The 19,207-nt window shown below is 46.6% G+C and carries 13 protein-coding genes; 5 read left to right on the top strand and 8 right to left on the bottom strand.

Annotated features, from left to right (window positions below; translation table 11 throughout):
- The first annotated feature begins 96 nt into the window (after window positions 1–96).
- From panE to csdA, 3 genes are read left to right on the top strand one after another with little or no spacing between them, the layout of a single operon-like run.
- The gene (gene panE / locus FR741_RS03895) at window positions 97–987 is read left to right on the top strand and encodes a 2-dehydropantoate 2-reductase (protein ID WP_048625908.1); all 891 of its coding nucleotides are present in this window, start codon (window positions 97–99) and stop codon (window positions 985–987) included.
- On the top strand, window positions 984–1,583 hold the full coding sequence (locus tag FR741_RS03890) for a DJ-1 family glyoxalase III (protein WP_006742560.1): 600 nt from the start codon (window positions 984–986) through the stop codon (window positions 1,581–1,583). Before panE ends, FR741_RS03890 begins: the two co-directional genes overlap by 4 nt.
- Window positions 1,583–2,794, top strand: coding sequence for a cysteine desulfurase CsdA (gene csdA / locus FR741_RS03885; RefSeq protein ID WP_167426296.1), 1,212 nt, complete (start codon window positions 1,583–1,585; stop codon window positions 2,792–2,794). The genes FR741_RS03890 and csdA overlap by 1 nt, the downstream gene beginning before the upstream one ends.
- A gap of 33 nt (window positions 2,795–2,827) precedes the next feature.
- Here csdA and FR741_RS03880 read toward each other — a convergent pair whose 3' ends face one another.
- From FR741_RS03880 to FR741_RS03860, 5 genes are all read right to left on the bottom strand, one after another.
- On the bottom strand, window positions 2,828–3,748 hold the full coding sequence (locus FR741_RS03880; RefSeq protein ID WP_046874992.1) for a GGDEF domain-containing protein: 921 nt from the start codon (window positions 3,746–3,748) through the stop codon (window positions 2,828–2,830).
- 309 nt (window positions 3,749–4,057) lie between these two features.
- On the bottom strand, window positions 4,058–4,486 hold the full coding sequence (csdE, locus tag FR741_RS03875; protein WP_167426295.1) for a cysteine desulfurase sulfur acceptor subunit CsdE: 429 nt from the start codon (window positions 4,484–4,486) through the stop codon (window positions 4,058–4,060).
- A 19-nt stretch (window positions 4,487–4,505) separates the two neighbouring features.
- Window positions 4,506–5,315, bottom strand: a complete 810-nt coding sequence (gene tcdA / locus FR741_RS03870) for a tRNA cyclic N6-threonylcarbamoyladenosine(37) synthase TcdA (RefSeq protein WP_005380241.1) — start codon at window positions 5,313–5,315, stop codon at window positions 4,506–4,508.
- 99 nt (window positions 5,316–5,414) lie between these two features.
- Window positions 5,415–6,518, bottom strand: coding sequence for a murein transglycosylase A (mltA, locus tag FR741_RS03865; RefSeq protein WP_167426294.1), 1,104 nt, complete (start codon window positions 6,516–6,518; stop codon window positions 5,415–5,417).
- A 273-nt stretch (window positions 6,519–6,791) separates the two neighbouring features.
- Window positions 6,792–7,247, bottom strand: coding sequence for a DUF2850 domain-containing protein (locus FR741_RS03860; protein ID WP_005380234.1), 456 nt, complete (start codon window positions 7,245–7,247; stop codon window positions 6,792–6,794).
- A 162-nt stretch (window positions 7,248–7,409) separates the two neighbouring features.
- On the opposite strand from FR741_RS03860, the gene argA reads away from it, so the two are divergent.
- Together argA and FR741_RS03850 are read left to right on the top strand one after the other, a co-directional pair.
- Window positions 7,410–8,747 carry an amino-acid N-acetyltransferase gene (argA, locus tag FR741_RS03855; protein WP_012841478.1) on the top strand — a complete coding sequence of 446 codons (1,338 nt, stop codon included), beginning with the start codon at window positions 7,410–7,412 and terminating at the stop codon, window positions 8,745–8,747.
- A 400-nt stretch (window positions 8,748–9,147) separates the two neighbouring features.
- On the top strand, window positions 9,148–9,336 hold the full coding sequence (locus FR741_RS03850; protein WP_074191720.1) for a hypothetical protein: 189 nt from the start codon (window positions 9,148–9,150) through the stop codon (window positions 9,334–9,336).
- Between the two features lie 34 nt (window positions 9,337–9,370).
- Here the strand turns inward: FR741_RS03850 and recD are convergent, their stop codons facing one another.
- From recD to recC, 3 genes are all read right to left on the bottom strand, one after another.
- Window positions 9,371–11,518, bottom strand: coding sequence for an exodeoxyribonuclease V subunit alpha (recD, locus tag FR741_RS03845; RefSeq protein WP_167426293.1), 2,148 nt, complete (start codon window positions 11,516–11,518; stop codon window positions 9,371–9,373).
- Complete coding sequence (recB, locus tag FR741_RS03840) at window positions 11,518–15,192, bottom strand: exodeoxyribonuclease V subunit beta (protein ID WP_408646617.1); 3,675 nt, start codon at window positions 15,190–15,192, stop codon at window positions 11,518–11,520. Before recB ends, recD begins: the two co-directional genes overlap by 1 nt.
- Window positions 15,193–15,519: 327 nt before the next feature.
- The gene (recC, locus tag FR741_RS03835) at window positions 15,520–19,011 is read right to left on the bottom strand and encodes an exodeoxyribonuclease V subunit gamma (protein ID WP_167426292.1); all 3,492 of its coding nucleotides are present in this window, start codon (window positions 19,009–19,011) and stop codon (window positions 15,520–15,522) included.
- Window positions 19,012–19,207: the final 196 nt, after the last annotated feature.

The raw sequence follows: 19,207 nt of genomic DNA, 5'->3' as shown, positions 1-19,207 counted from the left end.
GTTTGATCAAAAATGGCGCCTTTTGGCGCCATTTTTATTTGCTTTCCTTTTTTCCCTCATTATCCTTGCAGCAAACCTTTTTAATGAGAGCGTTTGGTGAATATCCTTATCCTCGGTCCAGGTGCGGTTGGCTCACTCTGGGCAACAAAATTTAAGCTTGCCGGGCACAATGTTTCATTGTGGGGAAGAAGCTCTGAAAGCCAACAATCACTTCAGTTGGATGACACACCCGCAATCGTATTCAGTAATCAAGATATTTCCTCAGTAAATCAAGCGGATCTCATTTTGATCACGGTAAAAGCTTGGCAATTGGAAGACGCCATTCAACCTTTACTGCCTCATATCAACGCAGACACGATTATCATGCTGATGCACAATGGTATGGGTACCGCCGCTGGCGTGGAGAAGGCTCTGCCAAACAATCCGATAGTGCTCGCCACAACGACGCACGGCGCATACAAACCAGATAACCAACACGTACTGCATACCGGTCACGGAACAACGCAAGTGGGTGGTTATAATGACAAAGGAATGCAGTGCGCTTTTCTGCAAGATGTTATGCATCATGCCCTTCCAGAGGCCATTTGGAATCCACACATCCAATCTGCGTTATGGACTAAGTTAGCGATCAACTGCGCGATTAACCCACTGACTGCGATTCACCAGTGTAAGAATGGTGAGCTTGCGCAGCCCGAGTTTAAGATACAACTCGAAAGCATCACTCAAGAACTGGTTGAAGTAATGAGTAAAGAAGGTATTGCTATCGAGTTTCGCTCTCTTTTCGATACGGTAATGCAAGTGGTGAACGCCACAACTGAGAACTATTCTTCAATGAGACAAGACGTATTCCATCAGCGTCGAACGGAAATTGATTTTATAACCGGATACTTGTTAAAGGCTGCCGAGAAACATCGCATCAATACGCCTGAGAATTTAAAACTTTACCAACGCATCAAACAAATAGAACAAAGCTGGACAGAACAATGAGTAAGAAAATCTTAGTGCCAATCGCTCCGGGCACCGAAGAAATGGAAGCCGTCACCGTTATCGACATGATGGTTCGCGCGGGTTATGACGTTACGGTAGCGAGTGCTGCTTTTGATGGCTCATTGACGATGAAAGCTTCTCGCGGAGTCACACTAACAGCCGATTGTAAGCTGGTCGATATCGCTGATGATGAGTTTGACGCCATAGCGCTTTCTGGTGGTGTTGGTGGTGCAGAAATTTTTCGTGATAGCACGGTGATGATAGAAATCCTTAAGCAGCACATCTACGAGGGAAAGTTGGTCGCTGCTATCTGCGCAGCACCGGCGTTGGTATTGCAACACCATGATCTTTTCCCACAATCACTGATGACCTGTCACCCGAGCTTTCAGTCACATATCCCGGAAGAGAAGTGGCGCAGCAAACGCGTGACCTTTGATATCAACCACAACCTTATCACCAGTCAAGGTCCGGGCACTGCTTTAGAGTTCGCAATGGAAGTAATCATTCAACTCTCAGGTAAAAAACACGCATGGTCAGTTGCTGAACCAATGATCCCTCTGCCTACTCTGCATTACCATAAGCTTGGTGAAGAATAATGTTTGACGTAAATGCTGTACGTGAGCAATTTCCCGCTCTAAATCAATCCGTCAACGATACGCCCTTAGTGTATCTAGATAGCGCAGCGACAACGCAAAAACCGCAATGTGTGATTGATGTCATCAGTCATTACTACAGTGCGCAAAATGCCAATGTTCACCGTGGCAGTCATAGTTTAACGGCTAATGCCACCAGCCAATTTGAAGCGGCACGAGAACGAGTGGCAAACTTTATTGGTGCAAACAGCTCTAAAGAGATCATTTGGACACGGGGCGCAACCGAAGCACTGAACTTAATTGCTCAGACTTACGCCCGCAGCACGTTACAACCGGGTGATGAGATCTTGATTAGCGAGATGGAGCACCACGCTAACATCGTGCCTTGGCAAATCGTGGCAGAGCAAACGGGCGCCAAAGTCATAAAAGTTCCATTGACATCAGATTGCCAGTTTGACATCAGCGCATTTAAGGCGCTTCTGTCTGACCGCTGTAAAATTGTTGCTTGTGCGCAAATCACCAACGTCACGGGCACACGACAACCTATCGAAAAAATCACTGAACTAGCGCACAGCGTTGGCGCGGTTGTTGTGATTGATGGCGCTCAAGGCATCGTCCATGAGCAGCTTGATTTATCGGTATCAGATATCGATTTTTACGTTTTCTCAGGTCACAAACTTTATGCGCCAGCAGGTGTTGGCGTTTTATACGGCAAGCTTGAACTTTTGGAAGCCATGCCACCATGGCACGGCGGTGGTAAAATGGTTGAACGCGTTTCGTTCGAGAAAACGACGTTTTCTGCACTTCCTGGTAAATTTGAAGCGGGCACACCAAACGTTGCGGGCGCGATTGCTCTAGCGAAAGCCATTGAGTGGTACCAAGGTTTTGACCATCACGAAGTAGAGGATCATCTCCATGTGCTTCAGGATAAGGCCTACCAAGCACTAAGCGCGTTGGATGACATCCATATTCTAGGCTACCAACCGAACGCCTCTGTACTGACGTTCGTCATGGACGGCGTTCATCACCAAGACATGGCAACGCTGCTCGATCAACAAGGCATTGCGGTACGAGCAGGACACCACTGCGCTCACCCATTGATGGATGCGCTAAATGTGAAAGGCACGGTACGCGTCTCTTTTGGTATTTATAACACGACGAACGATGTGGAAAGACTCATCGCCGCCGTAGAAAAAGCCGTCGACATGCTATAACGCCAACGGTTTGATTTGGAGTAACCAACAAGGTTACTCCATCTGCCTATCCAGAGTCGCCACGCAATTTCTGCCATTTCTTTTCGCAGCATAAAGCGCTTTATCTGCATGCGCATACAAACGTTTGGTGGTTTCATTTCTGCCTATTTCCACCACGCCTACACTCACCGTGACCGGAATTTCAATCTTTTCAAATTCGAACTGACAATTTTGAATGTGGGAACGTACTTCCTCTCCTACCTCTTTCGCCGCCGACAGAGAAGTTTCTGGCAAAATAATCGCAAACTCCTCCCCTCCGACTCTTGCGAAAATTTCGTCTTTGACGAGTAAGTGAGAAACCAAATCAGCTAACGTCTCTAAGACATAATCCCCCGCATCATGACCACGTTTATCATTGATGACTTTAAAAAAATCCAAATCAAATAATAACAACGCGGAGTGATAATCCGGAGCTTGGGATTTAATAACTTCTTCTGTGAGCTTTTCGAAAAAGACACGTCGATTGTAGATGTTGGTAAGAGCATCAATTTGGCTTTGATGGCGAAGAAGAGTTTCAACTCGGTGGCGATTGGAGATGTTACGTGTAAGAATAAGGACAACGCGACGACCTCGGTATTTTATAGCGAGTGGGCAGATCTTGCCTTCGTAGTATAGGTCGCCTCTTGGCCCACTGTTAGCATCTATTCCCTGAATGCTGTCGGCGCACATCTTGTACTCGATCGTCACAATACTGTCTTGTTTCAGTGACCGATTTATCTGTTCGATAAACCAGTCAGCTTTATCTTTCTCAAGTACGCTGTGCAGCGTCTCACCTATCAAATTACTTCCATCGTGATAGGCTTTTTTGTCTGTTCCTCCAAAAACATCAATATAGATACCATCTTCACTCAGAATAAAAGTGGGGTCTGGCATTCCGGATAACACGTCTTGCGCATGTTCCAAGGTGAATTGCATATAGGGAGGTTCCTAGCATTTGTATCTAAGTAACCCAATCGCTTCCAAGTGTGTTTCCACATTGGGGAATAGGAGCGAATGGGGCATATGTCTATTATCTAATATAGACAAATTTTAAATACAATTGAGTTTATAAAAACCAAGTGGGCAATATAATGAACCAGGATCAATAGAATGGTTCATTAACGCTAAAATAGTCGACCATTTGCATATTTTTTATCCATATGCAAAAAATATCTCAACTCAGATACAAAAAACGCCAAACAGCTAGGCTATTCGGCGTTTTTTAAGAATTGGGAAAATGACTCGTTACACGGCGGTTTGCTTAATCTGCTCTACAATAGCTTTCAAGCCATTACCACGTGACGGGCTTAAATGGGAGACAAGCCCCAGTTGATCAAAATAAGCATCAATATCAAATGCTTGAATTTGATCGGTCGTTTTACCGTCATAAGCTGCCATTACCAAGGCAATCAATCCACGGACGATACGCGCATCGGAGTCCGCACAAAAATGCCAAACGCCATCTTGCTCTTGGCTCACTAACCACACCAAGCTTTCACAGCCCGAAACGGTAACTTGTTCTGATTTCAGCTCTTCTGGCATTTGTGGCAGCTTTTTACCCCACTGAATAACCTGACGGTAACGATCTTCCCAGCCTTTAAATTGCTGCATAGTCGCTACAATGTCTTCGCTGGTGATATCTGTACCAAATGGAGAAACGGGAAAATCTGTCATGATGCGCTCTTCTTCTAGTTTACTTCTTATATTTTGAAATCAACTTCTCAACGATTCGCGATACCGCGACAAAGCCAAACGTTGCAGTTACAACAGTCGCCGCACCAAAACCGCTAGCACAATCCATACGTTTTGGGCCTTCCGCTGTCGACTTCACACCACACACTGAACCGTCTGCTTGAGGGTACTTCAGCTGCTCGGTTGAAAACACGCAATCAATACCAAACTTACGCGCCGGATTCTTAGGGAAGTTATGATGACGACGCAAGGTGTCTTTGATTTTCTTCGCTAGAGGATCTTGGATCGTTTTCGTTAAGTCAGCGACCATGATCTGCGTTGGGTCAACCTGACCACCAGCGCCCCCCGTAGTGATCACTTTGATCTTGTTGCTGCGGCAATACGCCAACAAAGACGCCTTCGCTTTTACGCTGTCAATCGCATCTAGCACGTAATCAAACTCTTTGCTTAAGTACTCATGTTGATTGTCTGGCGTGATGAAATCATCAATCAGGTTGACTTTACACTCTGGGTTGATCAATTTGACACGCTCGGCCATCACTTCAATTTTGCTTTGGCCAACGGTGCCCGTCATCGCATGAATTTGGCGGTTAATGTTCGTGACACAAACATCGTCCATATCAATCAGAGTTAGCTCACCGATCCCTGTACGAGCCAGCGCTTCCACCGCCCATGATCCCACGCCACCAATACCAATCACACAAACGTGTGCAGCGCGAAGAATGTCCACTTCGCTGTTGCCATAAAGACGACGAGTGCCGCCAAAGCGTTGATTGTAGCTGTCAGATGCTGGGGTATCGAGTTCACGCATATTGAAGTCCAGATGATCGATAGAAAAACAAAGAGTGCGATTTATACGCACTCTTTGATGAAATGTCTAGATAAGAGAGTGTTCCTCTCTCTTGGACGACTATTGTAGCTTTTCTGGCGGTAAAGCCCAAGGCGCTTGAGTTGGTGAGTTTTCTAACCCAAGTTTCCACACTCGACCAAAATGCTTGTAGTGCCCTGCTTCCGTTCCTGCTCTCGCACCAATGCCATGATACAGATCCAAATGGTTTTGTTTTACCGCACCACCAGTGTCTAAAACGATCAGCATTCGCAGTTGATGCGCACCGCTCCACGTACCATCGGCATTCAACAGCGGCACTTCCGCCAAGATTGGCGTACCCATTGGTAAGATAGAACGGTCACCCGCGACGGCGGCCATTGGCAACAACGGAATACCAGCCGAGCCTGTTACTGGCGCTTCTGCTTTTGGCGCAAAGAAAACGTAAGAAGGGTTTTGCTCCAACAACTCGCGCACTGTCGCATCGTCGTTGTCCATCACCCACTCTTTGATTGCTTTGAGGGACATTTTTTCACGCGGGACTTCACCACGTTCAATCAGAATGCGGCCAATGCTGACGTAAGCTTTATTGTTTTTACCCGCGTACGCAAAGTACTCCAACGTATCATCATCTTCAAAATGCACGTAGCCACTGCCTTGCACTTCCATCATAAATGGGTCGATACGATTAGGCGCGTAACCTAGCACCAAACCTTGTCCATCTAGTGCTCCATTGTAGATCTCCGCGCGAGTCGGACAATCTGATGAGCAGTTTGGCTTGCCATAAACTGGGTACTTAAAAATGTCGTTTGGTGTATGACGCAGTTCCATCACGGGAGAAAAGTACCCGGTAAACAACACATTACCTTTTTTATCACCACCACCCAATTGCGCGGCTTGAATGCCAAACGCACTCAACGCACTGGTATCTCCGCTCTGTTGCGTCCACTCACTTAATCGTTGATATAGCGGTTGGTACATCTTCGCCATGGATGGTGACTTTATCACCACTTGCTCAGCTTGCTTGTTAAATTCAGTAAAATCGCGTGGTTTGTTAGACTCAACCACATCCACTTGATTGAGGATCTGAGGAAACTCACCATCAAGATATTGCTGAGCACGATCATTTTGTTGAGCACAGCCAAAGAGTAGGCTCAAAGAGATAATAGGAAGGAGTTTTTTTAACACGTGTCTTTTCCGTAAAAGAGAATAGCAAAAGGATGGCAAACAAATGCATACGACGCAATTGAAAAGCAACGACAAAATGTTTCAACGCTAAGCCAATCCGTTTACTCGTTGTGAATTCATTCAGTTAATGCAACATGATAACAGCGGAAGAATTACGGAATTGTCCGGATTATGTTTGAAAGTAAGATTTACCTATTGAGAGATGAAATTGTGATCATCCATGTGACTCACAGACGCAAGGACTCTCAGCTTAAGAGACAATAATAAAAACGACTATCTTACCGCAATCCTTGCTCGACCCTCTAAACGGAATACAGGTAGATAATGAGCATTGGCATCCAGCTTCATTTCTGCATGCTGCTTACCCACAAAATTGAAGTGCCGCTCATTTGAACCCACTCGATATGAAAACGAATCCCCATCGAATTCAAAACTGGTCGCCACTGTCGAACCATTTACGGTAACACCGCGCTCACTCAACACAAATTCTTCACGAGCATAAGGCGCAACATCTTGCTCAACCCAGCGACCATAAATTGTCGATTTAGGAATGGGCGGATTAATGGTTCGAGTAATCAAATCACTATACAGCATGCACACGACAACGGTTCCAACTATCGCTATAAGCATGAGAGAACGCTCTAGCCACTTACGAAGCATTGATTTAGATGACGTTTTTGACAGATTTGAAGCAGTGATCGCAGCATTCTTATTAACAGCAGAAGACATGAGGTTCACGTATTGAGAAAAGACGCGCTCATTGTAACTCTCCCCCTCAACGGTACCAAGAACCTACCTCAATATGTTTGTGCTTTATTCCAAAATTTCACCTTGCCACCAAGTGAATAAAAAGGCATTATTTTGACATAATTAAACAAAGGAATGGCTGTAGTGAAAATTCGTAGTACTGCTCTCGTAAAAGGATTCCGTCAATCAACACCTTATGTCAATGCTCACCGCGGAAAAACCATGGTGATCATGCTGGGCGGAGAAGCCGTCGCACACAAAAATTTTGGCAATATTATTAATGATATCGCACTCATGCACAGCCTCGGAATTAAAGTCGTGGTGGTGTATGGTGCACGTCCTCAAATTAATCAGCTGCTAGAAAAACAAGACCTCACTACGCCTTACCACAAAAATATCCGCATTACGGATGAATCGGCTTTATCTGTTGTTATGCAAGCTGCCGGACAACTTCAACTTGCGATTACTGCGCGCCTATCAATGAGCCTCAACAACACTCCGATGGCAGGCACCCAGCTCAATGTCGTTAGCGGAAACTACATCATTGCTCAGCCACTCGGCGTTGATGACGGGGTGGATTATTGCCATAGTGGACGTATTCGCCGCATTGACACCGATGCTATCAACCGCACTCTTGATCAAGGCTCTATTGTGCTACTTGGCCCCATTGCGAGCTCTGTGACTGGCGAGTGTTTTAACTTACTTTCTGAAGAAGTTGCGACACAACTGGCGATCAAATTAGGCGCAGACAAACTGATTGGTTTCTGTTCAGAACAAGGTGTCATTGATGACAACGGTAATGCTGTCGCCGAGTTGCTGCCAATTGAGGCGGAGCATGTCATCAAAACGCTCTCTGAAAATACGTCTCCTGACCTAGATTACAACACTGGGACACTGCGCTTTCTTAAAGGGTCTATTGCCGCTTGCCGTGCCGGAGTACCTCGCAGCCACTTGATCAGTTATAAAGTAGATGGAGCCCTAATTCAGGAGTTGTTCTCTTTCGACGGTATCGGAACCCAAGTCGTTATGGCGAGCGCTGAACAAGTGAGGCAAGCCAATATTGACGATATTGGCGGTATCTTAGACCTCATTCGTCCTTTAGAAGAACAAGGTGTACTCGTTAGGCGCTCTCGAGAGCAGCTAGAGCAAGAGATTGGAAAGTTTACCATTATCGAAAAGGACGGTCTGATTATTGGCTGTGCAGCCCTTTATCCATACCCAGAAGAGCGCAAAGCAGAGATGGCTTGCGTAGCGATTCACCCTGACTATCGTGATGGGAACCGAGGTTTGTTACTGCTCAACTACATGAAACATCGTTCTAAATCCGAAACCATTGATCAGATTTTTGTCCTCACGACACACAGTCTGCATTGGTTCAGAGAGCAAGGTTTTTACGAAGTCAGTGTCGACTATTTGCCCGGAGCCAAACAAGGGCTATATAACTTCCAGCGTAAGTCAAAAATCTTAGCGCTAGATTTGTAGCTTAACCTTAAATCAGGAAGAGAAATTTAAGGTTCCGCTATACCAACACCTCAAGGTGCGGGATTCAGCTCATTGACGCTCAATCCCACACATCAAGTTTGTTTTGGAGTAAAGCCTCACATAAATCCTGCTTCGAGCTAGTGAGTCATCATGTAAACACCAACTTAGAAATGCGCAAACCATTGCTTAATTTTCGTTCCAATTTTATCTTTTAAATATACATTTGGTTGGCTATACTCTGCTCGCTAGTGATTGGTTTTTAACCAATACGAATGGATCTAGGTGATGTAATGTAGCCTTCACCCTAAAATACTGGGCAATTGAAAAACTAGTTAGCTCCGTATTGCACACCAAGGACAGTTGTTAATCTGACTTTAAATAAGCCGAGACGAGCACTGTTATGAGAACAATCATTTGTAATTCGCTTCAAAGCTTCTGGGATATGGCTGACAATCAGTTTTTAGAAGGCCTAGACGTCCACTGTGTTTTCCCCGTAAATGACGCTGTCCGAGATTTTATTCTTGCTTATCAACAGCAATACAAAATACGCAGCGTGTCTTTTACCAACGCGTTCGCAAAACATGCATAAAAGAAGACCGAGCCATAAGCTCGGTCTTCTTGTTTTAGTTAGTAAGCCGCTGTACTAATCCACTCGCACGAGTGGTTTTCACCTTAATGCCTCGCTTCAGAACATTGAGTTCGGCGTAAAGAGCTAAACGCTTTTTCGCGCGGGTAATACCTGTGTAAATCAACTCACGGGTTAATATCGGGCTAAAGTCTGGTGGTAATATCATCAGAGTGTAGTCAAATTCACTGCCTTGCGATTTATGGATGGTCATGGCGTAAGCCGTTTCATGCTCTGGAACTCGGCTCGGTAAGACTGCTTTCACACTACCGTCAGGTAACTCGAAAAAGACTTTCAAACGTGGTTCTTCTTCACTGTCATCTCGCATGCAAATACCGATATCACCATTATACAAACCTAGACCGTGATCATTACGCGTAACCATGACGGGTCTGCCGTGATACCAAATTTCATCGTGAACCTGAATTAACTTGCGCGCCGCGAGCGCTTTCTCGATGCGTTGGTTTAGCCCAGCCACACCGAAGTCACCTTCACGGATCGCGCACAGCAGTCGGCATTGGTTGAAGGTATCTAACACCGCTTTGGCTTTTTGCGTTAGCGACTCTGGCTCTCCGGTTTTAGGATCAGTTTCCTGTTGTCCAATGCGTTTGAGGTAACGACCGTATTCCTGCACCAACGTCTGCGTCATTTGGTTGTAATGTTGACTACTTAGTGCGAAATGTTCGATATCGGAAAAGTCACGCGCCCAGACGTTATCTACGCTCGCAGCAGAACCTGAGTTAACCGCTTTTGCCAACTGACCAATGCCTGAGCGAGCGTCAAATCGGTAGCTCTTTTGCAGCATACATAAGCTATCGGCAATGCTGGAGGCACTGTTCCCCGTATGGGTTAAAGTATCGAAACCCGTCAGTTTTGCGATGGCTGACGCCTGCTCTTTGCCATAACCCAATGCATGGAACGAACAGATATCACCCAACACAGCCCCTGCTTCAACTGAGGCAAGTTGATCTTTATCACCTAACAAAATCAGCCGCGCATGTTTCGGTAAGGCATCGACCACTTTATACATCATTGGTAAATCGACCATCGACGCTTCGTCGATAACTAAAATATCCAAATGCAGTGGATTTTGCTTGTTGTGACGAAATTCTGCGCTATTAGGAATCGCGCCCAGCAACCGATGTAAGGTGCTCGATTCAGTCGGAATTTTGGCTTTTAGCTCCGGAGAAACTGGCAGCTCTTGCACTGCTTTACCAATGGACTCGGTTAATCGCGCCGCCGCTTTCCCCGTCGGGGCCACCAGCTTGATGGTTAGATTTTTCTCTTGCGTCGCCTGTTCAATCAAAGCAGCAAGCAATTTGGTTACTGTCGTCGTTTTACCCGTACCAGGGCCACCAGAAATCACAGCAAATCGACGAGTTAACGCAACCGCCGCCGCGACTTTTTGCCAGTTCACACAAGCTGAGAGTGGTACGAGTTCATCCAGTGTTTGCAAATCTTGAACCTTGCGCGCATTGCTAAGCACGGAATCAATCGCAGGCCAATCCAACGATTCGCTTGCGACCACATCAAGGTGGTCACACACCAATTGTTGACGCAACACTTGGTTGCTGTTTCCCGCTTCTACTGCTTTGCCTAACGCGTTAAACAGAAAATAGTATTGGCGTGCAAACAAATGGTTGAGCAACTCGGATAATCGCGCTAACTCTTGCGACTGCAAGTTCACTACAGCGCCCAACTGATTGAGCTTTTCCGCCAGTGTCACTTCATAATGCCAATAGCGGTGCAGATACAGACGCTCACCATCGAACATCAGCGGCAAGGCTTCTCCTTGCGCGCCAACCACGCTGGAATTTTGTAATACTTCAATCCAGTCTATGCCTTGCAACTGTGTGTTGAGCGCCAATGCCGACTCACCAAACAGCCCTAGCTTACTGGCTAAATCCGTAGATTGCCCTTGTGCATCGAACAGAGACAGACAGATATGTCCTTTGCCAAGCTCACTACTGACAACACCAGCGATAAACGCCAGTGCTTGGCTATCCGACTGTTCATCATGCGTTTGAGAATCAATAAAACAGGCAAATTGATAGTCGAGCTGACGAATAGCACCTTTGTGCGCCAAGCGTTCTAGCACTACCAATAGGCTATCTTGGTCAGAATGAAGATTGAGATTTGTCGTCATTAAAGTAGCTCCATCTGCCCGGCTTGAGTTGAGCGCGTTTCAAGTGCTTGACCATCAATCAAACGATCCATCTCTTGTAAGAACTCGAAAGTTGGTTTCGCGGCAAAAATGCCGTGGTCACTCTGCCCATCCATGCCGCGCAAGAACAAGTAATACACGCCACCGAAGTGCTGCTCATATTGATAATTCGCCAATCGGCTGCGTAGGAAACGATGCAGTGCTAACGCATAAATCTGATACTGCAAATCGTAGCGGTGATCCGCCATGGCCGATTTCAGAGCCTCACCATGGTAGCTCGTTACATCGTCGCCAAGATGATTCGATTTCCAGTCAAGCACGTAGTATTTACCTTGATGTTCAAACACCAAGTCGATAAAACCTTTGAGCATGCCTTGCACGGTTTGGAAACCTAAATCCCCCGCTTTCGCCGACAACGGATCGTGACGTTGAATGACTCGGTTTAACGCCGGTGCAGACAACACTTCAATCGGCAACAAAAATTCCATCTCCACCAAACGTTGCGACGGTGCTTTTTGATTCAGCAGCAAAGACTTACCATCCAACGGCGTTGCGAGTACGGTATCAATCAATTGTTGTAAAATGGGCAACCACTCTTCATCGAGCTGTTCGCTTTCCATCAAACCAAGGATGATTTGTGTATTCTCTTCAGTAGTGGCTGGCTGAGTAAATTCAATTTCCTCAAACAAGCTGTGCAGGAACGTACCCGGACGCGCACCACGAGGGAAGGTAAAAATAGAGCGCTCTGGCTCCACCAAATCCGCTTCGTCTTGCTCTTCAGATGAGTCGATATCAAAACCCGTAATCTCAATCGTGGCATCATGCTCGGCGTGATGAGAGCCTTGCTTGACCAAGCCAGAATAACTGGTGATGCGCCAGTTTCTGTCGATAGGGTTTTGCAGTTCTTTCGCGCTAAGATCGTGTATTTCTTCTTGTGGCGCTACGTACTTCTCTTCGAGTTGCTGCGGCAGATCGGCCACAACGACACAATCAAGCTCGTCTTGTTGCTTTGTTAAACCTTGGTGCAAATCGTTAATGCCACCTTCTTGACCATTTTGAATCAAATAGCCAATCGCACTGCGGTGTACGCCGGTTGGCTCTTTGGTCGAACGGCCATTACGTAAAGGTGAGGCACCGATAAAACACGCATACACAGCACGCGTTAACGCCACGTATATCAAGCGTAAGTCTTCCGCCAAACGCTCTTTATCCGCTTGCTTCATGGACGCATCGTTGCCAGTGATATCCAGTACCGTGCGGTCATTGGCTGCATCGTAATATTTGGCTTCACTGGCTTCTCGATAGCTGAACACAAACGGCAGAAATACGAGGTCATACTCCAAGCCTTTTGATTTGTGAATAGTCACGATCTGCACTAAGTTACGTTCCGATTCTAAACGTTGGATTTGGTCATCACAGCCACCCAAACCATTTTCCGCATCACTGATAGACTGAGCGAGCCAACGCAGCAGACCGTGATCGCTGTCCAGTTCATTACTGGCTTGTTGAAGCAGTTCACCGATGTGCATTAAATCGGTAAGCACTCGCTCACCATTCTCACCCTGTGAACTCGCGCCTTCTTCTAGTAATCGCTCGGCAATATGGCGTTTGCTGATCACCGCGCGCAGCATCGGCAGCACACCACGCTGAACCCAAAGTTTGCGATATTCTTTGAATTCGTTAACGGCGTTTTCCCACACAATTTCATCGTTATTAAGTGCATCCAAACTTGCTGCGTCGAGGGCAAACAGCTCAGAAGCAAGACTTGCACGCAGTGCACGGTCATTTTCTGGCGTCAGCACCGCTTGCAGCAGGCGCTGTAAATCCTGCGCCACCGAACTGGTAAACACACTGTCTCGGTTAGACAGATACACACTAGCAATGCCTTGGTCTGCCAACGCTTGTTTGATCATTCGACCTTCACTACCTGTTCGAACCAGCACTGCGATATCGCCAGCTTGAACTGCTTTCTGTTTTTCGCCATTCACCAGACACGCTTGCCCCTGTTGAGCCTGCGTCAAAATGGTTTGGATTTGGCTTGCGGTCGCCTCCGCCATTCGAGTCAAATACTCGCCTTTTGGTAGCGGTTTATCGTCCGCTTCTTGCAACCAATAAGTCAGCGCTGGTTGCTTTTGGCCACCCATAATCCAAATGCGTTTTTCGGCATTGGGACTGTACTTTACAGGTAAAAACGGAATATCCGAATCATAGATAAATGGACTGTCTGGCAAAGCAAATACTTGGTTTACCGCCTGCACCATATCTGCGCTAGAACGCCAGTTGGTTCCTAACGTGTAGTGGGCACTTACTTGGTTACGCGCTTTGATGTAAGTGAAAATGTCTGCGCCACGAAAGCCATAAATCGCCTGCTTGGGGTCACCGATCATAAACAAACCACATTCCGGGTTGTTCAGATAAATACGGCTGAAAATACTGTATTGAAGCGGGTCGGTATCTTGGAACTCGTCAATCATTGCGACAGGATACAAAGTACGAATACGCGCCGCTAAAAGCTCGCTTTCGTCAGTATCGATAGAAGCAGAAAGTTGCGTTAGCAAATCATCGAAAGAGAGCCACTGTTTTTGCTTTTTCGCGTTAGCCAGCATCACACGACAATGTTCAATTGCATGAGCAAGCAGTGGCGCTTTTAAGCTGATTGGGTTGGTAAGAAATGTTTCAATGGCTTCAAATACCGCATGCTGCGGCGCACTGCCTTTCGGTGTTTTTTCCAACAAGACGTTTTGCGCGAATTTCTCCAGCTTGTCTGGATAATCGTAACCTGTAGTTTCCGTTGCCGCCCAAGCGTTTACCGCCTCCAACCACGTCGGCAGAGACTTTTTGGTGTAGCTACGTTTGTTAATATCTGAATCTGAAATCAGCGTTAAGAAGTCATCTTGGCTTTCTCGCCACTGTGCTTTTAATTCATCAATTTTTTTCAGATTTTCAGTATGAAGATCAGCCAAACTGCCTTTCATTACCGGAACAGAAAGGCTTAACGGCGCACCAGTTAAGTAATTGCTGATGTCAGACAATAACGCAGATGGAGAGCTCCATAGCTGGCGAATTTCCCCAGCCAAGGTAAACGGCAACGGGTAGAAATTGCGACGCCAGTAATCGGCTACAACTTGCGCTTTTAGGTGACTTTCATCGGTCACAAACTCGTTATTAAATCGGCTGCCAGATTCAAACGCATTTTGCGTTAGCATACGTTGGCAAAAACCGTGAATGGTGTAGACCGCCGCCTCGTCCATCTGACGCTCTGCCTGCAATAAAATTTCTGCGGCTTGCTTGTGATCGTCAAACTCATTAAGCAAAGGTTGGATCACCGGATCGGAACTCTGTCCACGCGCAAACGCGATTCGCGCGTCATGGATCCTTGCCCTGATACGATCTCGTAATTCCGCAGTTGCCGCTTCGGTAAAGGTTACGACCAGAATTTGGTCGACTGTAAGCGGTACGCGATGTCGAGTTTCCTCGCAGCCGTGACCAAGCAAAAGGCGCAGATATAAACCTGCAATAGTGAAGGTTTTACCTGTACCTGCTGATGCCTCGATTAACCTCGCGCCATGCAGAGGAAACGTCATCGGTTCTAGTGGCGTTGGTTGAGGTTGCTCTGTGCGGTCTAACGTATGTAGAGGACACTCTGCACCTGACATTTGATCCATAACGCTGAATCTCTCCGGATTATTTACTAGGACGTATCACCTAATAAATGTGATCTATAGTTAAAAATTCTATTAATATGTTTAACAAGTTGGATAATTTAGAGCTTTGTGAGATCTTTCTCACGGTTATCCATAAGACGTACCGTTAGTATGCGCCCCACGAGATAAGCCAAACCTTTTTGGCGGCACAACTCAAATGAATTAAACAAAAGTATCATGGTCCCTCTGACCTTGTGGCCGTACAGCGAACGCCCTACAAAAAATAATGATTTTCTGGCGGCCACCCTACTCTTCCTTCTCTTTATCCAACTGTCTTTATTACGCTTTTACGTCATCAGCGTCTTGAATCGCTAAGCGCGCACCTTGCAAAACTAATGCTGTCAGCAAACGAACTTCTGAGGCCAACTCATCATTCCAAGCTGGCCAAATTCGAGAGATGTACGCATTATTGCCTTCGCCTGGGCTCATGAAGCCATCATTGAATGCGTCAGCCATTTTCTTCAAAGATTTCTCTTCGTCATCGACCCACTGACCGCGGCTAAAGCCCGCTTCAACACAAGCCAACGCCGTTTTCGGGAAATAAGGCAAAGGCTTAGTCATGCCTTCGAAGAATAAGCGAACTAATTCAGTCAGTAGCTGTTTGGCATACTGCGCATCGGCAATTTCTGGGTAGATTAAATGCAGCGCACCTTCTTTACGATCGTAACCAATGATGTGGGTTTTCTTAGCATGACCCGACGCCGAAATGGCAAGGTGATCGATCCACACTGCAAGGTAATCCTGCGCTCGAATCTTACCGCTTCGGTAGCGAATCAAACCGGATTGGTAGTATTGAGTTAGCCAACCTGTTAGGCGAACGTTTTTCTCTTCGCCTTCATTTCGCTCAAACAAGGCATCAAACGTCAGGTCGATTTCCAGATCGTCTTGAGGCGCACCAGATAAAAACGCCAGTTTATCCACTAGCTCTTCCGCCTGAACTCGGTTGGTTTCAAATTCGATATCACCAAACGCTCCCACCGGCAGTTTGCCTTGAGCGCGCTGTTGACTCATAAAGTGTTTAAGCACTTCTGCTTTTTTCTCTGGCTGTATCAATGTCGTTTCAAGCAAGGTTTCTAACAGCTCATCACGCATTTGATAACTTTCCAAACCACCTAAAACAAAGGGTTCGTCGTCTTCCATCACCGGCAGTGGCGGTTCAAAGATTACTTTTAAGCGACGATTGAAAAAATACTGCACCGGTAAGCGCCAGAAACGTTGCAATTCGACTAAGTCGAGCTCAAGTGGGAACGTCGCTCCTAACAGATAGTCGTCTAATGCACGGTTAAAATCACGACGAACATAGCCTTGCGATTGACTACTTTGAGTCAATGCCGCTGGAATCCACTCTTTCGCGTAGCTGGCGTGCATGCCTTGGAACGCACTTGGGCTAAACGGCACCATGGCGTGGGTATTCACCAACGCGTTTAACAAGTTGTCGCCAGACTCATCAACGGGCAACGCTTCATCACCACTTAAACAATAGTTTTGGTGGCAGTATTCCATCAGCTCAGAAACCAATACCGAGGGCACTCGCTCGGTGTTGTCTTGGATTGAACGGCCAACATAACTGATGTACAGCGTTTGCTGTGCAGACAACATCGCTTCGAGGAATAGGTAACGGTCATCATCTCGGCGTGAACGGTCGCCCGGCTTGGTTCTTCCCGTCATCAAGTCAAAGCCTTCTGGCGGCATGGAGCGTGGATACACGCCGTCATTCATCCCCAGTAGACAAACGGTTCTAAACGGAATAGAGCGCATCGGCATCAGGGTACAAAAGTTCACTTGACCAGCCAGGAAGCGCTGGCTGACTCGTGTGCCAGATAATTTGTTTTGAAGGTATTGGCTGATGATCGACGGCGACAACGCATCATCAAATGCGGCATCAGCTAATTGCTCTTTGAGTTGGCTGAGCGTATCGCGAATGGATTTGAGCGCCATTTCGCCCTCTAACTCAACTGAGAAGAAGTCATCCAGCAGTGAAACCAAAGTCTCTCGCCAACCATCAATAGTCTGAACATGAGAAAGTTTGCTTCGATAAGTGCTAATTTGTTGGATAAAGTGTGCCAACTTGCCCGCCAGCTCTGCGCCCATGCCTTGCACTTCGTTGTACGGAGATAAACTGCCTTGCTCGGTTTCAAACAAACCTGCGGATTCTGGCATCGCGTAGCCAAGCAACATGCGTTGAATACCAAATTGCCACGTGTTTTGACGGGTTTCCGGCAGTTCAAATTCGCGTCCGGTATTGGCATCCAACCCCCAGCGAATTCCCGATTCCTCAACCCATTGTTTGGCTTGTAAGAAATCATCTTCGCTGAGTTCAAAACGCTTTAATATCGCTGGAGTTTCCAGAAGTTCGAGTAGTTCTGATGCCAAACAGCGCGTATTGGGTAAGTTCACCAACTGCATAAATGCGGCCAGAATTGGGCTCTCTTGATCGGCGGTTCGGTCAGAAATCGAATATGGAATAAAACGCTCACCCGGTGCGTTACCAAAGACCGCCTGAATCGCAGGGCTGTAAGCGTTGATGTCCGCGACCATCACGATAATATCGCGCGGTTTTAACGTTGGGTCAGCATCGAACATCGCCAATAGTTGATCATGCAGCACTTCCACTTCACGCATCGGGCTGTGACAAGCGTGTAGGCTCAGTGATTTATCACCCAAGCTAACCACTTGTTTGTGATGACTGTTTTCAATCTGTTGGTCATCTTGATGTTCTTCAAGATTGAGAATATCCGCTTGCAATTGATGGAGCAGACTGTCGCGCTCAACATCAACAAAGGCTTCAATTTCATGAGATTCCAGCTGAGACAACAGATACATATTGTCACGCCCGAGTTTACCCATGGACGCCAACAGACTGTTTCCAACCACATCGGTGTGCAGCTCATCGATCACATTATCTTCCAATGAGCCTTTCAGTTGCTCAGTTTCACCTTGCACTTCCGAGTGATCGTCCTGCCACACAACGTGCTGACGATGTTTCGCCGCCAAACGAGCCAGATATTTGCGATCTCGAACTTCACCCCAGTAATAACGACACGGGTTGGTGAACATCAGATGCACGTCGATGTGTTCACCAATTGCTTTTAGCGCATCCATATAGCGAGGCGGCAACGAAGAAATACCAAAAACAAACAAACGCTTGGGTAAATGGTCAAAATTGCCGTTAAAACTCGCTAATGTGTCGATAAAGTGCTCATAAAGGTTGGCACGGTGATAAGGAGACTGTCCTAATGACACAGTGTGATCGTACAACGCTTGCCACAGGATCGGCTGCCACGGATGCTCATCTTCCAGCTCTGGCACACTCTGCCCAGCTTCCCAACTTGCGATCCATTCCGGACGATACACCAAGTAACCATCGAAAATATCGGCAATTTTCTCAGCCAGCTGATACAGCTTAGAGTGGTCACTGTCATCTTTGAGGTACTGCGCTAACGGCGAAAACACCTCTTGGTTGAGAAGCCCCGGAAGCAGATGCATCAACTTCCACGTCATCGCTTCTTTGTTAAACGCACTGCGTTTTGGCACGTCTGGCAACACCTGCGTAAACATATCCCAAATGAAGGTAGCAGGAAGCGGAAAATCAATGTTCGCGGCAACACCAAACTCTTTGGCCAATTCCATTTTTAGCCACTGGGACATGCCCGGACTTTGAACCAGAATTTGTTCTTTTTCGAACGGGTTTTCCAGCGGACTGATTCGAATCAGTTCGACAAGGAGTGATTTAAGAACGTCAACTTGGTTGGAGTGATAAACAGTAAACAAATTGGGAATACCGAGCGCCGATTGAAACTGTTAGCTAGCTTAGCACAGCCCCATTTAAACCCGCAGTGATCTCGTGTTCGGAAAAAACAAAAGGTTATATATCACTCAAATAGAGTATGAATCTTCTTAATTTTCACATGTCAATCAAGTCTGACACTTCCATACAAAATGTGACATTCATCGCAACTATTCCATA

The organism is Vibrio diabolicus, from assembly GCF_011801455.1.
Taxonomy (GTDB): Bacteria; Pseudomonadota; Gammaproteobacteria; order Enterobacterales; family Vibrionaceae; genus Vibrio; species Vibrio diabolicus.
This window is presented reverse-complemented; position numbering and strand designations above follow the sequence as displayed.

Coding starts and splice junctions, on each gene's coding strand:
- FR741_RS03890 (WP_006742560.1), top strand. CDS start 984: ATGAGTAAGAAAATCTTAGTGCCAATCGCTCCGGGCACCGAAGAAATG.
- csdA (WP_167426296.1), top strand. CDS start 1,583: ATGTTTGACGTAAATGCTGTACGTGAGCAATTTCCCGCTCTAAATCAA.
- FR741_RS03880 (WP_046874992.1), bottom strand. CDS start 3,748: ATGCAATTCACCTTGGAACATGCGCAAGACGTGTTATCCGGAATGCCA.
- csdE (WP_167426295.1), bottom strand. CDS start 4,486: ATGACAGATTTTCCCGTTTCTCCATTTGGTACAGATATCACCAGCGAA.
- tcdA (WP_005380241.1), bottom strand. CDS start 5,315: ATGCGTGAACTCGATACCCCAGCATCTGACAGCTACAATCAACGCTTT.
- FR741_RS03860 (WP_005380234.1), bottom strand. CDS start 7,247: ATGTCTTCTGCTGTTAATAAGAATGCTGCGATCACTGCTTCAAATCTG.
- FR741_RS03850 (WP_074191720.1), top strand. CDS start 9,148: ATGAGAACAATCATTTGTAATTCGCTTCAAAGCTTCTGGGATATGGCT.
- recD (WP_167426293.1), bottom strand. CDS start 11,518: ATGACGACAAATCTCAATCTTCATTCTGACCAAGATAGCCTATTGGTA.
- recB (WP_408646617.1), bottom strand. CDS start 15,192: ATGTCAGGTGCAGAGTGTCCTCTACATACGTTAGACCGCACAGAGCAA.